We start from the raw sequence: 15988 nt of genomic DNA, 5'->3' as shown, positions 1-15988 counted from the left end.
AGTAACCTGGGCATCCGCCGTCTCACGATCCGGACAGGCCATGCCAGGGGGACGCCTTGGGGGATCAGCAGTACGACCACGTGGGCGCCGACCGGTCCGACCAACCGGCAGGCACCGCACAGGCCACGACATCCTTTCCCGCACAGCTGAGACGGCTGCGCCGGGAGCGCGGACTGTCGCTGGCCGATCTCGCACGTCAGACGCACTACAGCAAGGGCTATCTCAGCAAGATCGAGACCGGCGTCAAGCGGGCCACCGTCGACGTCGCCCGCCAGTGCGACCACATTCTGCGCGCCGACGGCGCGTTGCTCCGCCTGGTGCGGGAGGCGGGACCGGCCGAGCGCGGCACCGGTGCGGCCACCGACACCGCCGCGCCCGCCTGTCCGTATCGCGGACTGTCCGCCTTCACCCCGCAGGACGCGGCCTGGTTCTTCGGGCGGGAGAGGTCCACGGCCGCGCTCGTCGAGCGGGTCTTCCAACGCGTCGGCGGCGGACCGCTGTTACTGGTCGCCCCGTCCGGCGCCGGCAAGTCCTCGCTCCTGAACGCCGGGCTCGTCCCGGCACTGCGGCGCCCCGGCGGCTTCCCGATGCCCGGCGCCGAGCGCTGGCCGGTGGTCGCGCTGACCCCCACCGTCCATCCGCTGGACGAACTCCTCGAACGGACGGCGAAGGCCCTCGGCAGCGATCTCCACCTCAGCGCACAGGAGTTGACCGACCGCCCCGAGGCCCTGCTGGAGGCGGTCCGCTCCCGCTCCGAAGGCGCCCCGCCCGGCCCCGACGGGCGCCGCCCGCCGCCGGTCCGGCCGGTGCTGCTGGTCGACCAGTTCGAGGAACTCTTCACCCTCTGCTCCGACGAGAGCGAGAGACGGGCCTTCGTCCGGGTGCTGCGCGCGCTGTCCACCGGCGGCCCCGACCCCGCCGTCGTCGTGCTCGGCGTACGCGCCGACTTCACCGGCCGCTGCCTCGAACTCCCCGAACTGGCACCGGTGTTCACCGACGGACTGTTCGTCCTGCTGCCCATGTCCGTGGCGGAGCTGCGCGAGTCCATCACCCGCCCCGCCGAACTCGCCGGCGTCACCCTCGAACCCGGCCTGGTCCCCCTCCTCCTGCGCGACGCCGGCCTGCGCGACGAACCCGGCACCGGACCGCACACCGCCACCGCCGACACCACCCCGTCCGGCGCCCTGCCCCTCGTCTCGCACGCCCTCCTCGCCACCTGGCAGCAGCGCGAGGACACCACCCTCACCGTCGCCGGGTACGAGCGCACCGGCGGCATCCAGGGCGCCATCGCCCGCACCGCCGAGACCGTGTTCGCCCAGCTGTATCCGGCCGAACAGCGCACCATCCGGCGGGTGTTGTCCCGCCTCGTCCACGTCTCGGACGAGGGCACCGCCGCGACCCGCCGCCGCGCAAGCCGCAGCGCTCTGATGGAACAGCTCGCCGACGCGGACGCCGCCTCGGCCGCCCTCGACGTCTTCGTCCGGGCCCGCCTCATCACCGTGGACCAGGACACCGTCGAGATCACCCACGAGGCGCTGCTGCACGCCTGGCCCCGGCTGCGCGACTGGATCCACGCCGACCGTGCCGGACTCCTCATCCACCAGCAACTCGCCCACGCCGCCGCCGAATGGGAGCGTGAGGACCACGATCCGTCCGCCCTCTACCGCGGCACCCGCCTCGACACCGTCCGCTCCTGGGCCGACGACCTCGACGGCCGCAGCCGCCTCGGCCCCCGCGAGGAGGCCTTCCTCAAGGCCAGCCAGGCCGAGGAGGACGCCCGCCAGCAGCTGGCGAGACGTCAGATCCGTTTACGCCAGGCCCTGTTCGCGACCCTCGCCGTCCTCCTCGGACTCGCGGTCACCGCCGGCGCCCTCGCCTACCAGCAACGCGCGAGCGCCCTCGACCAGGAGCGGGTCGCCCGCTCCCAGGCCCTCGCCGTGCAGTCCACCTCCCTGGCCGGCGGCCAGCCGGAGGCCTCGATGCTGCTCGCCGAGGAGGCCTACCGCGCCGACCGCACCCCCGAGGCCCGCGGCGCCCTGCTGAGCACCCAGGCCCAGGCGTTCGCCGCCCGCCTCGTCGGCCGGCACGGGCCGGTCAACGCCGTCGCCTTCACACCCGACGGCCGCCTCCTCGCGACCGGCGGTTCCTACGGCGCCGTACAACTGCGCCGTACCGCCGACCGCCGGACGACCGCCACGCTCCCCGTGCCCGGACGGGTCCGCTCGGTCGCCTTCAGCCCCGACGGATCGACCCTCGCGGCGACCTCCTCGGACGGGCCGGTCCGGATCTGGGGCACCACCGACCACCGGCTGCGGACCCTGCTGCCCGCGGCGACCACCGGCGCCCGCGCCCTCGCCTTCGACCCGCGCGGCCGTACCCTCGCGGTCGCCGCGGTCGACGGAACGGTCCAACTCTGGGGCCTCGACGGCGATCACCCCACCGCGGTGCGGCTCGTCGGGCACACCGGCCGGGTCAACACGCTGTCCTACGCCCCGGACGGCCGGACCCTGGCGTCGGGCGGCTCCGACCGGACCGTACGCCTGTGGGACACCGGCCGGGGACGGCCGCTCGCCGTGCTCAAGGGGCACACCGACGAAGTGCTCGGGGTGGCGTTCGCGCCGGACGGGCGGAGCGTGGCCTCCGGAGGCGTCGACCGGACCGTACGCCTGTGGGACGTGGCCTCGCACCGGTCCACGGCGACACTGACCGGGCACAGCGACGACGTCAACGCGGTCACCTTCACCCCCGACGGCACGACGGTCGTCAGCGCAGGGGGTGACGGCACGACCCGGCTGTGGGACGTGCGGACGGGCCGGCCGGTCGCGGTCCTCGCCGGGCACACCGACTACGTGATGTCCGTGGCCGTGGACTCCACCGGGACGACCCTCGCCACCGGCGGCTTCGACCAGTCGGTGGTGCTGTGGGACCTGCGCGGCCCGGTGCTGACGGCCCGTCCCTTCACCGAGGTCTCGCAGTCCGCCTACAGCCCGGACGGGAAACTCCTCGCGACCGCCGACGCCGACCACACCGTACGACTGTGGGACGCGACCCGGCGCCGGCTCGTGACCACGTTCACCGGCCATCGCGAGAGCGTGTTCTCGGTGGCCTTCTCACCGGACGGGCGGACCCTCGCGTCGGCGGGCTCGGACGGCACCATCCGGCTGTGGGACGTCCGCTCGCACCGCGCGCTCGCGACCCTCACCGGCCACACCGGCGACGTGTTCTCGGTCGCGTTCGCGCCCGACGGCAGCACCCTCGCCTCGGCCGGCGCCGACCGCACGGTCCGCCTCTGGGACGTCGCCGGCCGCCGTCAACTCGCCGTCCTCGACGGCCATACGGACTCCGCCAACGATGTCACGTTCAGCCCCGACGGCCGCACCCTCGCCAGCGCGGGCGACGATCTGACCGTCCGCCTGTGGGACACCGCGACCCACCGCCTGCTCGCGACCCTCACCGGCCACACCGGCGCGGTGCGGGGCGTGGCCTTCAGCCCGGACGGCCGCACCCTCGCGAGCAGCGGCAACGACGGCACCGTCCGCCTGTGGGACGTCCGCCACCGCCGCTTCGAGGCCTCCCTCACCGGCCACACCGGCTCCGTGCGCGGCCTCGCCTTCTCCCCGGACGGCACGCTCCTCGCGAGCAGCGGCAGCGACCGTACGGTACGGCTCTGGGACGTGGCCGGGCGGCGGCCCTGGGCCACCCTCACCGGGCACACGAACGCGGTGTGGGGCGTCGCGTTCGCCCCCGGCGGGCGGACCCTCGCGAGCAGCAGCAACGACGGGACCGTACGCCTGTGGGACCTCGACCCGGCCGCCCAGCTCACCCGAATCTGCCGGCTGCGCAAGGCGATCGGTCCCCAGGAGCGCAGGACGCTGATGCCGGGGCTGCCGGTGTCCCTCACCCCCGCGTGCGTGAAGCCCTGACAGGCAATGGCCGACTCCCGCTGGTGGGAGGGGGTTTCCCAAGGGTTTCCCGTTGCCCTTCGGGGTGGGGTGACCCCGGGTCCTCGACCGGCCGGGCCGAGATCGGCAGGCTGGTGCACGACCACTTACGGACCACAGAAATCGGGGGTCCCGGCATGCTCCGGCGGACCGGAATCATCGGCACACTCATCGGACTACTCGCCCTCGTCCTCTGGGCACCCTCGGCCGTCGCGGCCCCGGCCGCACCGGCCGGCGGCTGCGGTGTCCTCGCACCCGGCGCCTCGGCTGCCGCCCAGAGCGCCATCGCCGCGGCCTGCGCCCAGGTCGACGCGGGCACCTGGTACACGTGGGGCGGCGGCCACGGCGCACAGCCCGGCGCCACCTACGGCCAGGTCGACCCCACCGACCCGGCCAGCAACCAGGACCCCGAGCGGCTCGGCTTCGACTGCTCGGGCCTGGTGCGCTACGCCTACGCGCAGGCCGCCGGCTCCGACATCCTCAACGGCGACGCGAGCCAGCAGTACTACACCACCCGCGCCGCCGCCCGCTTCACCGCGGCCCAGGGCCTCGCCCCGCTGCTCCCCGGCGACCTGCTCGCCTACGGCAACTCGGCGGACCTGCACCACATCGCGATCTACCTCGGCGCGGGCAAGATGGTCGAGGCCAGGCAGTCCGGCACGCATCTGATGGTCAGTGATGTGCGCCTGGGCGGCGACTACTTCGGGGCCGTCCGCGTCAACACCGGCGCGGTCACCGGCCATGTCTTCCGGACCTGGGGCACCGGCGTCTGGACGAAGACCGCACCCTCCGTCAGCGCCACGCGCGTCTACGCCTTCCCCGGCCCGACCAGCATCCGCGTCGAGTGCCAGAAGCACGCCGAGACCGTCACCTCCGACGGCTACACCAACGACGCCTGGGCCTACCTGCCCGACTACAAGGCCTGGATGACCAACATCTACATCCAGGGTCCGGCCTGGCTGGACGGCGTCCCCACCTGCACCACCTGATAAATACCGTGCTCCGCACCCCGGGCTTCCCTACACTCGCCACATCCGTTGACGAGTGAGGGGAGCCCGGCCGTGTGTCACATCACCGCTGCCGTCGCTCCCCGCTCCCGGTACGAGGTGATCCTCGTGTCCTCGGCCCTCCGGTGCCCGCCGCGCGGCCGGTACCGGACACCCGTGACGTGACAGCCTTCTGACGTATTGTCAATTGCCCTGCTCCGCACGGGAATCGCGCTGCCCTGCACGGAATCACTTTCGAAAGGCCACGGGCCGTGCGCACCGAACTCCCTCTCACCACACCGCTCTCCGCCGTCCGCAACCTGGGCATCCTCGCCCACGTCGACGCCGGCAAGACCACCGTCACCGAGCGGTTCCTCTACCTCACCGGCAGCACCCACAAGCGCGGTGAGGTCCACGACGGCACCACCGTCACCGACTTCGACCCCCAGGAGCGCGACCGTGGCATCACCATCTTCGCCGCGGCCGTCACCTGCGCCTGGGACGGTCACCGCATCAACCTGATCGACACCCCGGGCCACGTCGACTTCGCCGACGAGGTGGAGCGGTCCCTGCGGGTGCTCGACGGCGCGATCGCGGTGTTCGACGCGGTCGCGGGCGTCGAGCCGCAGAGCGAGTCGGTGTGGCGCCAGGCCGACCGGTACGGCGTCCCGCGCATCGCCTTCGTCAACAAGCTGGACCGCACGGGCGCCGACCTCGACACGGCCGTCGCCTCCATCCGCGAGCGGCTCCATCCGGCGCCGCTGGTGGTACAGCTGCCGATCGGCACGGAGGCCGGCTTCACGGGTGTCGTCGACCTGCTGCGGATGCGGGCCCTCGTGTGGACCGACGGCGACGACACGGCGGAGGAACTCCCGGTGCCGGAGGGCCTGTTGGAGGAGGCCCGCAGGCGCAGACGGCTGCTGGAGGAGGCGGTCGCGGAACTGCATCAGGGCGCGCTGGAGGAGTTCTACGACGGATCGGCCCTGTCCGCCGAGACGTTGAGGACCGCCCTGCGCGACCTCACCCGCACTAGCGAGGGCGTCGTCGTGCTGTGCGGCTCGGCCTACCGCAACCGCGGCATCGAACCGCTGCTGGACGCCGTGGTCGCGTATCTGCCGTCACCGTCGGACGTACCGGCGGTGCGGGGCACGTACGACGGCGGTGAGCAGGAGCGGGCGGCCGATCCGCAACTGCCGTTCGCGGCACTGGCGTTCAAGGTGAGCGCGACCGCGACCGGGCGGCTGACGTATCTGCGGATCTATTCGGGCACGATCGAGAAGGGGGACACGGTGTGGGACCCGGGCGCGCGGCGCACCGAGCGGATCGGGCGCATCCTGCGGGTGCAGGCCGACCGGCACGAGCGGCTGGACCGTGCGGTCGCCGGGGACATCGTCGCGGTGATCGGACTCAAGTCGGCCCGCGCGGGCTCGACTCTGTGCGCGCCGGACGCCCCGCTCGTCCTCGAACCGCCCACGGTCGCCGACCCGGTGGTCTCGGTGGCGGTCGAGGCCCGCAGGAGCACCGACACCGACCGGCTGACCTCGGCGCTGGCCCGACTGGCCGAGGAGGACCCGTCGTTGACCGTGCGCACGGACGGCGAGACCGGGCAGACGGTCCTGTCCGGCATGGGCGAACTGCACCTGGAGGTCGCGGTGGAGAAGATCCGCCGGGCCACCGGTGTGGAGGTCAACGTCGGCCGCCCCAGGGTGGCTTACCGCGAAACCGTCGTGCGCGGGGTGTCCGGGATGGTCTTCCGGCACGTCAAACAGGACGGCGGAGCAGGGCAGTTCGCGCACATCGTGCTCGATGTCGAACCGCTGGACGGGCCCGGTTTCGAGTTCCGGTCGGCGGTCGTCGGCGGGCGGGTGCCGCAGGAGTACGTCCGCTCGGTGGAGGCCGGATGCCGTGACGCCCTCACCGAGGGGCCGATCGGCGGCTTCCCGGTGACCGGGCTGCGCGTGACGCTGACCGACGGGGCGACCCATGTGAAGGACTCCTCCGAGCAGGCGTTCCGCACAGCGGGCCGCCTGGGCCTGCGGGAAGCCCTGCGCGCCTGTACGACGGTGCTGCTCGAACCGGTCGTCGAGGTCACCGTCACCGTGCCCGAGGACGCGGTCGGCGGAGTGCTCGGCGATCTCGCCGCCCGGCGCGGCAGGGTCACCGGCTCGACGGCCCGGACGGGTTCGGCGACCGTCACGGCGACCGTGCCGCTGGCCGAACTCTTCGGCTACGCGACGCGGTTGAGGAGCCGGACGCAGGGCCGGGGCACGTTCACCGCCCGGCCGACGGGCTACGCGCCCGCACCGGGAGCGGTGACCGTCCGGTGACGGTGGCGGGTGCGGACCGAAGGGGGAGCTTCGGCCCGCACCCGCCACGTACTCAGGGCTCCGGGGGTCTCAGGGACTCCCGGAGTCTCAGGGGTACGAGACCACCGTGGACGGCACGGTCGACGTGCCCGAGGTCGGCGCGCCCGTCTCGTTGATGACGTGTTCGTACTGGCCCTGGCCGCCGAGCGAGACGACCAGCAGGTCGTGGAACTTCACGCCCGAACGGTTCGGCGCCGCGAAGCCGTTGTGCTGCACGATCGACGGGTTGACGTTGTAGTAGCAGTAGCTGCCCAGACCCCAGCCCTCGTGCACGGTCACGTTGTCGGCGACCTTGTAGGCGGCGTAGCCCTTGACCGAACCGTTCTGGATCGCGGCCTGGTTGGGCGCGTCGTACGCCTTCTCGTTCTGGAAGAAGATCGTGCGCCCGCGCTCGCCGTTCCACTGCACGTCGTACTTGTTGAAGTGCTCCACGAACAGGCCGGTGGCCAGCACGTCCGCGCCGTTGACGACGAGGCCGTAGTCGGCCCGGTTGGTGTCCCAGCCGATGCCCGAGCCGTGGTCGGCGCGCCACAGCCAGGTGTGGTCGACGATGGTGTGCCGGTTGTTGATGACCATGCTGGTGGTCGCCTTGCCCGCGCCCGCGCCGCCGATGCGGACGAAGACGTCCTGCACGGTGGTCGGGTTGGCGGAGTGGTCCGTCGTCGTCCCGGCGGGACCGACTTCCAGCAGGGTGGTCGAGTTGACCGTGCCCGCGTCGATCAGGAAGCCCGCGAGGCGTACGCCGTCTACGTCGGCGGTCTTCACGGCCGTGACTCCGTTGTCAGGGACCAGAGTCGCGTAACCCAGGCCCAGGACCACGGTGTTGGCGCGGTTCACCTGGATCGGCTGGTTCAGGTGGTAGATGCCCGGGGTCAGCAGGAGGTGAAGTCCCTGCGTGAGCGCCTGGTTGAGGGTCGCGGCCGTGACGCCCGGCTTCGCGACGTAGAACTGCGACAGCGACAGCGAGGTGCCGCGCGGGGTGCCGTTGCCCCAGGTCACCCCGCTCGCGTTGGTCCGCTTCTCCGGGAGGAAGACGCGGTACTCGGAGCCGTTCAGGTACAGGAAGGGCTTCTCGCGGGAGACCGGGGTGGTGCCGAGGGTGGTGTACACCGGGTTCGGGAAGCCCTGCGCCGGAGCACCCTGGACGCCGGAGAAGACCATGTTCCAGACGCCGTTGAGCCAGCCGCCGATCGCGCTGTCCCGGGTGTACCACTGCTGCTGCGAGTACGGCTGCACCTGGCCGTCGATCCGGCTGTCGGCGATGTAGCCGCCGGAGGCCCAACCATAGCCGTTCGGGGCGAGGTTGAGGTTTCCGCGCACGTGCATCCGGCGGAACGGGGCCGCCTGAGCCACGGCCCACCTGTTCGTGCCGCTCACGGGGACCAGCGCGAGGTTCTCGGCCGAACGCCAGAAGTTCTGGGTGGCGTTGCCGTTGAACCAGCCGGCGTCGACCGTGACGTCACCGTTGATCGTGGTGTCGTCGGGGGAGAGCCCGAGACCCGCGATCGAGGTGTAGAAGCCGAGTTGGGCGTTGAGCCCGGAGTAGGTGCCGGGCTTGAAGAAGACGGCGTAGCGGCCGGTGCCGAACTGGGCCGTCTCCTGCTGGGCGAAGATCTGGTCCAGCCTCGCCTGGATGCCCGACGTCGACGGGTCGAAGACGATGACGTTCGGGCCGAGGTCGCCGCCGCCGGGCAGCGCGCGCGGGGCCACAGCGGTGGGGGTCGCGGGGGCGGCGGAAGCGGCGGAGGCGGTCGTCGGCAGCGCGGCCAGGGCGGACGCCGCGGCGGCGGCACCGAGGACGGCTCTGCGGGGAACTGAGGACATATGGCGGCTCTCCTTGTTCATGAAATGAACGCGGGTGGGGATGGGAGCGCTCTCTCGCGGGGGAATGCTTCAGGCCCGTGAACGCGGTCGTCAAGAGCTACGACCGAGTTCGACGAGTGGCGTCCAAACTCTTGACGCGTCTGGCTTCCGAGGTTTAACTCACGTCCTAAATTAAGTCGTGAGTGCATTCCCTGAAGGGACACCCGGAGTATGCGCAGCATCCGAGCCGCGGCCGTAGGCGCCGTCACCATGTCACTCGCCCTAGCGGCCACGGCCTGCGGAGGCGGTTCGTCCACGGGTGGGGGATCCAACGACTCACCCAAGACGCTCACCTACTGGGCCTCCAACCAGGGCGCCAGCATCGCCATCGACAAGAAGGTCCTGCAGCCCGAACTCGACAAGTTCAAGAAGCAGACCGGCATCACGGTGAAGCTGGAGGTCGTGCCCTGGTCCGACCTCCTCAACCGCATCCTCACCGCCACCACGTCAGGACAGGGCCCCGACGTCCTGAACATCGGCAACACGTGGAGCGCCTCCCTCCAGGCCACCGGCGCCTTCCTGCCGTGGAACACGGCCAACTTCGCGAAGATCGGCGGCAAGGACCGCTTCGTCGACTCCGCGCTCGGCTCCACCGGCGCCACCGGCAAGGACCCGGCCGCCGTCCCGCTGTACTCGATGGCGTACGCGCTCTACTACAACAAGCAGATCTTCGCCGACGCCGGCATCTCCCAACCGCCCGCCACCTGGGACGAGCTGGTCGCCGACGGGAAGAAGATCCAGGCGAAGGGCAAGCAGGTCATCGGCGCCGAGGGCGCCAACGTCTCCGAGAACATCCACCACGCCTTCGTCTTCGCCAAGCAGCACGGCGCCGAGTTCTTCACCGCCGATGGCAAGCCGGACTTCACCAACGACGGCATCGTGGCGGCCGTGAAGCAGTACGTCGACCTGATGGCCAAGGACAAGGTCATCCCGGTCGGCAACGCCGAGTACGCGCAGAACCAGTCCGTCAGCGACTTCGCCAAGGGCAAGACGGCGATGCTGATGTGGCAGTCGGCGTCCGCGAACCTCAAGTCCCAGGGCATGAGCGAGAGTTCGTACGGCATCGCCCCGATCCCCGTGCAGTCCGGCACCCCGGGGACCGGCGCGCAGACCAACTCGATGGTGGCCGGCATCAACCTGGCCGTCTTCAAGAACTCGAACAACCTCGACGGTTCCACCAAGTTCGTGAAGTTCATGACGAGCGACGCCGAGCAGAAGATCCTCAACACGGCGTACAGCTCCATCCCGCCGGTGAAGACCGCGCAGGAGGACACCGCGTTCAACACCCCGGCGAACGCCGTCCTGAAGGACACCCTCGCCAAGAGCGCCGCCGCGCTCCCGCAGGTCGCCGACGAGTCCCAGTTCGAGACGGCGGTGGGCACGGCCGTCAAGGACCTGTTCGCCGACGTCGCCGCGGGACGGGCGGTCACCACCGCGTCCGTCAAGGCGGAGCTCCAGAAGGCCCAGCAGCAGATGCCGGCGAAGTGAGTCGACTGTGACGAGCACTGTCACCCCGGAGGCCGCCGTGCGGAAGGACACTTCCGCCACGGCGGCCCCCGGCCCGCGCCGCCGCCGTACCGACCGGATCCGCCGCATCGGACTGCCGTACCTGCTTCTCCTGCCCGCGCTGATCCTCGAACTCCTGGTCCACCTGGTGCCGATGGTCATCGGCATCGTCATGAGCTTCAAGGAGCTGACGCAGTTCTACATCCGTGACTGGGGCACCGCGCCCTGGTCGGGCTTCGACAACTACAAGGTCTCGGTGGACTTCAGCGCCCCCGTGGGCAAGGCGCTGCTGCACTCCTTCTTCGTCACCGTGGTCTTCACCCTGCTGTCGGTCGCCTTCTGCTGGCTGCTCGGCACGGTCACCGCGATCTACATGCAGGACAACTTCCGCGGCCGGGGCTTCTTGAGAGCGCTCTTCCTCATCCCGTACGCGCTGCCGGTCTACGCGGCCGTCATCACCTGGGTCTTCATGTTCCAGCACGACAACGGCCTGGTGAACCACGTCCTGCACGACCAGCTGCACATCACCAGCAAGCCGTCGTTCTGGCTGATCGGCGACAACAGCTTCTACGCGCTGCTCATCGTGCACGTGTGGAAGGGCTGGCCGTTCGCGTTCCTCATCGTCATGGCCGGTCTGCAGAACATCCCCAGGGAGCTGTACGAGGCCGCGTCCATCGACGGCGCGGGCATGCTGCAGCAGATCCGCCGCATCACCCTGCCGTCGCTGCGCCCGGTCAACCAGGTCCTTGTCCTCGTCCTGTTCCTGTGGACGTTCAACGACTTCAACACGCCGTACGTCCTGTTCGGCAGGTCGGCACCCGAGGCCGCGGACCTCATCTCGGTGCACATCTACCAAGCCTCGTTCGTGACCTGGAACTTCGGCACCGGCTCGGCGATGTCGGTCCTGCTGCTGCTGTTCCTGCTCGTCGTCACCGGCGTGTACCTGGTGGTCACCTCACGCGGAAGGAAGGCGGCCAATGGCTAGCTCCTCGCTCTCCAGGTCGCCGATGGCGCCGCCCCGCTCCTTCCTCTGGTCGCGGCGGATCTTCCTCACCCTGCTCGCCGGCTTCGTCCTGGTGCCGGTGTACGTCATGCTCTCCAGCTCCCTGAAACCGCTCTCGGACGTCACGGGCAAGTTCCGCTGGCTGCCGAGCGGTCTCACGATCCGCCCGTACATCGACATCTGGTCGACGGTCCCGCTCGCGAAGTACTTCATGAACTCGCTGATCGTGTCCGTCTCGGCCACGCTCTGCTCGGTGGTCATCGCGGTCTTCGCCGCGTACGGCGTCAGCCGCTACGAGTTCCGCGGCAAGCGCGTCTTCACCGTCACCGTCCTGTCCACCCAGATGTTCCCGGGCATCCTGTTCCTCCTCCCGCTGTTCCTCCTCTACGTCAACATCGGCAACGCGACGGGCATCGCCCTGTTCGGCTCGCGCGGCGGCCTGATCCTGACGTATCTCACCTTCTCGCTCCCCTTCTCCATCTGGATGCTGATCGGCTACTTCGACTCCGTGCCAAGGGACTTGGACGAAGCCGCGCTGGTCGACGGCTGCGGACCGCTCGGCGCGCTGCTGCGCGTCGTCGTCCCCGCAGCGATCCCCGGCATCGTCGCGGTCGCCGTGTACGCCTTCATGACCGCGTGGGGAGAAGTCCTCTTCGCCTCCGTCATGACGAACGACTCGACCCGCACACTCGCCGTCGGACTCCAGGGCTACTCCACGCTCAACGACGTGTACTGGAACCAGATCATGGCCGCCTCGCTGGTCGTCAGCGTGCCCGTGGTCGCCGGCTTCCTGCTGCTGCAGCGCTATCTCGTCGCCGGGCTGACGGCGGGCGCCGTCAAGTGACCGACCCGACCAACTCAGCTGACTGTGAAGGAACTTCAGTGACCATCGATTTCGCCGCACTCCCGCACGACTTCCTGTGGGGCACGGCCACCGCGGCGTACCAGATCGAGGGAGCCGTCACCGAGGACGGGCGTTCGCCGTCGATCTGGGACACCTTCTCGCACACCCCCGGAAAGATCGCGAACGACGACAACGGCGACGTCGCCTGCGACCACTACCACCGCTGGCGCGAGGACATCGGCCTGATGCGCCAACTCGGCGCCAACGCCTACCGGTTGTCCGTCGCCTGGCCCCGGGTGCTCCCCGGCGGCGACGGCCCGGTCAACCCCAAGGGCCTCGCGTTCTACGACGAGTTGGTGGACGGCCTCCTGGAGGCGGGCATCACCCCCTCCGTCACCCTCTACCACTGGGACCTGCCCCAGGCACTCCAGGACCGCGGCGGCTGGCCCGAGCGCGAGACGGCCGAGCACTTCGCCGCGTACGCCTCGGTCGTGGCCGAACGCCTCGGCGACCGCGTCACCCACTGGACCACCCTCAACGAGCCGTCCTGCTCGGCCTGGATAGGCCACCTCGAAGGCAAGATGGCCCCGGGCTGGACCGATCTGACGGCCGCCGTCCGCGCCTCGTACCACCTGCTGCTGGGCCACGGCCTGGCCGCGCAGGCGATCCGCGCCGCGGCCCCCGACGCCCAGGTCGGCATCGTCAACAACCTCTCCACGGTGTACCCGGCCTCCGACCGCGACGAGGACGTCCGGGCGGCCCGCCGGCAGGACGGCCACGTCAACCGCTGGTGGCTCGACCCGACCCACGGCCGCGGCTTCCCGGCCGACATGGTCGAGACGTACGGCGTCGAACTCCCGGAAAAGCCGGGCGACTTGGCGACCATCGCCGCCCCGCTGGACTGGCTCGGCCTGAACTACTACTTCCCGGCGACCGTCGCCGACGACCCCGACGGCCCCGCCCCCTACACCCGCGCCGTGCGCCGCCTCGGCGTCCCGCGCACCGGCATGGACTGGGAGATCGACGCCTCCGGCATCGAGACCCTGCTGCTCCGCCTCACCGAGGAGTACGGCCCCCGCCGGATCTACGTCACCGAGAACGGCTCCTCGTTCCCCGACGTCGTACGCCCCGACGGCACCGTCGACGACCCCGAGCGCCAGGACTACCTGGTCCAGCACCTCGCCGCGTGCGCCTCGGCGGCCCGCAAGGGCGCCCCGCTGGCGGGCTACTTCGCGTGGTCGCTGCTCGACAACTTCGAGTGGGCGTACGGCTACGACAAGCGGTTCGGACTGGTCCACGTCGACTACGACACCCAGGTCCGCACGATCAAGGGCTCCGGCCACCGGTACGCGGACATCATCCGCGACCACCGCAGCCGGGCGCAGCGCGCGGCCTGACCGAGACCGTCCCGGTGGGCGCGGGCGGGGGAGCCCGCACCCACCGGGGCACCACCAGCTCTCTCGTCCCAGCAGTCCCCTTCGCTTCCGCCAGCCCCAAGTGTGTCATGCGCACGTCAACAAGATCGGTACGTCCAACGCTCCTTTCGCCACCTCCTTCAAGGAGACCCGCATGCCGTCCCGCACCCTGCTCACCGCACTCGCCACGCTCACCACCGCGGCCCTGCTGTCCACGGGCCCCGCCCTCGCCGCCCCCGCCCCGCAGGCCGCGGCCGCCGCGACATGGGACACCGACCGCGCGGCCGGCGCCTACGCCGCGAACCCGGCCGCCGTCACCGCCTCCGGCAGCGAGAACGCCGGCACCGCCCCCGGCCTCGCCTTCGACGGCAACGGCGCGACCCGCTGGTCCAGCAATTTCGCCGACGACGCCTGGATCCGCCTCGACCTCGGCACCACCCTCCGCGTCGACCGCGTCACCCTCGACTGGGAAGCGGCCTACGGCAAGAGATACGTCCTGGAGATCTCCAAGAACGGCACCGACTGGACTCCGTTCTACACGGAGACCGCGGGCACCGGCGGCTCGGTCACCACGAGCACGTACCCGCAGGAGGTGACGGGCCGCTACGTCCGCCTGCGCGGCCTGGAACGTGCCACGCCCTACGGCTACTCGCTCTACTCCTTCAAGGTCTACGGCGGCGAACCGGCCCCCGCGTCCACCACCCGCACCAACCTCGCCCTGAACCACCCGGCGTACTCCAACTACTACCAGCACAACGGCAATTCACCGGCGTACGTCACCGACGGCGGCTGGCCCGCCAACCTCAAGGACGACGCGAGCCGCTGGTCGAGCGACTGGAACGCCGACCGCTGGGTCTCGGTCGACCTGGGCGCGACCTCGACGATCTCCACGGTCGACCTCTACTGGGAATCGGCCTACGCCGTCGACTACCTGCTCCAGGTCTCGGACGACAACTCCACCTGGCGCACGGTCTACGAACCCTCGGCCGCCGACATCGCCGCCCGCCGCGCCAACGTCCAGGCACCCGCCGACGCCACGGGCCGCCACGACACGGTGACCCTGCCCCAGGCGGCCACCGGCCGTTACGTCCGCATGCTCGGCAAGGAACGCCGCTCCTTCTACAACCCGGCCCCCTCCACGGCCCAATTCGGTTACTCCCTCTACGAGTTCCAGGTCTGGGGCACCGGCGGCAGCGCGGCGGCGGCCTACCCCGCGCTCCCCGGCGACCAGTCGGGCACGTACCAGACGACGTTCTTCGACGACTTCACGTCCGCCGCGCTGGACCGTTCCAAGTGGCGGGTGGTCAGGACCGGCACCGAGATGGGCTCCGTCAACGGCGAGTCCCAGGCGTACGTCGACTCCACGAACAACGTCCGTACCCAGAACGGTGAGTTGATCCTCGCGGCGAAGTACTGCAAGGGCTGCACCCAGGCAGGCGGCGGCACCTACGACTTCACCTCCGGCCGCATAGACACCCACACGCACTACGACTTCACCTACGGCAGGGTCAGCGCGCGGATGAAGCTGCCGGTCGGCGACGGCTTCTGGCCCGCCTTCTGGCTGCTCGGCAGCAACGTCGACGACCCGTCCGTCTCCTGGCCCGCCTCCGGCGAGACCGACATCATGGAGAACATCGGCTACCCGACCTGGACCAGCACGGCCCTCCACGGCCCCGGCTACTCCGCCGACGGCAACATCGGCGCCCGCCAGACCTACCCCAACGGCGGCACCGCCGACCAGTGGCACACCTATGCCGTCGAATGGACCCCGACCGCGATGCGCTTCTACGTCGACGACAGCCTCGTCCAGGAGACCACCCGCAACAAACTCGAATCCACCCGCGGCGCCTGGGTCTTCGACCACAACCAGTACGTCATCCTCAACCTCGCCCTCGGCGGCGCGTACCCCGCCGGCTGGAACCAGGCGACGACTCCGTACTGGGGTCTGCCCCAGTCGAGCGTGGACAAGGTGGCCGGCGGGGGAGTGCAGGCTGAGGTGGATTGGGTTCGGGTGGAGCAGAAGCGGTGACAGGGGGCCGGCCCGGGCGCCGACCCGGGCCGGTC

General features: G+C 70.7%; 9 protein-coding genes. 8 read left to right on the top strand and 1 reads right to left on the bottom strand.

Translation table 11 applies throughout. From position 1 onward, the window contains the following. Positions 1-56: 56 nt before the first annotated feature. The 3 genes from OHT77_RS08580 (at position 57) to fusA (ending at position 7254) form a co-directional block, all read left to right on the top strand. Entirely contained in the window at positions 57-3923 is a 3867-nt protein-coding gene (locus OHT77_RS08580) for an nSTAND1 domain-containing NTPase (protein ID WP_443047956.1), read from the top strand. Positions 3924-4078: 155 nt separating this feature from the next. Further along, positions 4079-4930, top strand: coding sequence for an NlpC/P60 family protein (locus OHT77_RS08575; protein WP_328827480.1), 852 nt, complete (start codon positions 4079-4081; stop codon positions 4928-4930). A 269-nt stretch (positions 4931-5199) separates the two neighbouring features. Continuing rightward, positions 5200-7254, top strand: coding sequence for an elongation factor G (gene fusA / locus OHT77_RS08570; protein WP_328827479.1), 2055 nt, complete (start codon positions 5200-5202; stop codon positions 7252-7254). An 87-nt stretch (positions 7255-7341) separates the two neighbouring features. Here fusA and OHT77_RS08565 read toward each other — a convergent pair whose 3' ends face one another. Further along, complete coding sequence (locus OHT77_RS08565) at positions 7342-9117, bottom strand: coagulation factor 5/8 type domain-containing protein (RefSeq protein ID WP_328827477.1); 1776 nt, start codon at positions 9115-9117, stop codon at positions 7342-7344. 210 nt (positions 9118-9327) lie between these two features. Here OHT77_RS08565 and OHT77_RS08560 point away from each other — a divergent pair, with 210 nt between their 5' ends. The 5 genes from OHT77_RS08560 to OHT77_RS08540 all read left to right on the top strand — a co-directional run bounded on the left by OHT77_RS08560 (position 9328) and on the right by OHT77_RS08540 (position 15953). Continuing rightward, complete coding sequence (locus tag OHT77_RS08560; RefSeq protein WP_328827475.1) at positions 9328-10644, top strand: ABC transporter substrate-binding protein; 1317 nt, start codon at positions 9328-9330, stop codon at positions 10642-10644. 7 nt (positions 10645-10651) lie between these two features. Continuing rightward, complete coding sequence (locus OHT77_RS08555; protein WP_266774172.1) at positions 10652-11647, top strand: carbohydrate ABC transporter permease; 996 nt, start codon at positions 10652-10654, stop codon at positions 11645-11647. Beyond that, a complete protein-coding gene (locus tag OHT77_RS08550; protein ID WP_266774173.1) occupies positions 11640-12509 on the top strand; it encodes a carbohydrate ABC transporter permease in 870 nt (289 codons plus the stop codon). Before OHT77_RS08555 ends, OHT77_RS08550 begins: the two co-directional genes overlap by 8 nt. Positions 12510-12547: 38 nt before the next feature. Continuing rightward, entirely contained in the window at positions 12548-13906 is a 1359-nt protein-coding gene (locus OHT77_RS08545) for a GH1 family beta-glucosidase (RefSeq protein WP_328827473.1), read from the top strand. A 172-nt stretch (positions 13907-14078) separates the two neighbouring features. Continuing rightward, positions 14079-15953, top strand: a complete 1875-nt coding sequence (locus OHT77_RS08540; RefSeq protein WP_328827472.1) for a discoidin domain-containing protein — start codon at positions 14079-14081, stop codon at positions 15951-15953. The last annotated feature ends 35 nt before the right edge of the window (positions 15954-15988 follow it).

The sequence above is a fragment of the Streptomyces sp. NBC_00252 genome, assembly GCF_036187565.1.
Lineage (GTDB): Bacteria > Actinomycetota > Actinomycetes > Streptomycetales > Streptomycetaceae > Streptomyces.
The sequence above is the reverse complement of the archived record's forward strand: the minus strand, read 5'-3'. Positions and strand labels throughout refer to the sequence as shown.

Bases quoted from the DNA above. Each gene is read 5' to 3' on its own strand.
- OHT77_RS08565 (WP_328827477.1), bottom strand. From the start codon at position 9,117: ATGTCCTCAGTTCCCCGCAGAGCCGTCCTCGGTGCCGCCGCCGCGGCG.
- OHT77_RS08575 (WP_328827480.1), top strand. From the start codon at position 4,079: ATGCTCCGGCGGACCGGAATCATCGGCACACTCATCGGACTACTCGCC.
- OHT77_RS08550 (WP_266774173.1), top strand. From the start codon at position 11,640: ATGGCTAGCTCCTCGCTCTCCAGGTCGCCGATGGCGCCGCCCCGCTCC.
- OHT77_RS08560 (WP_328827475.1), top strand. From the start codon at position 9,328: ATGCGCAGCATCCGAGCCGCGGCCGTAGGCGCCGTCACCATGTCACTC.
- OHT77_RS08540 (WP_328827472.1), top strand. From the start codon at position 14,079: ATGCCGTCCCGCACCCTGCTCACCGCACTCGCCACGCTCACCACCGCG.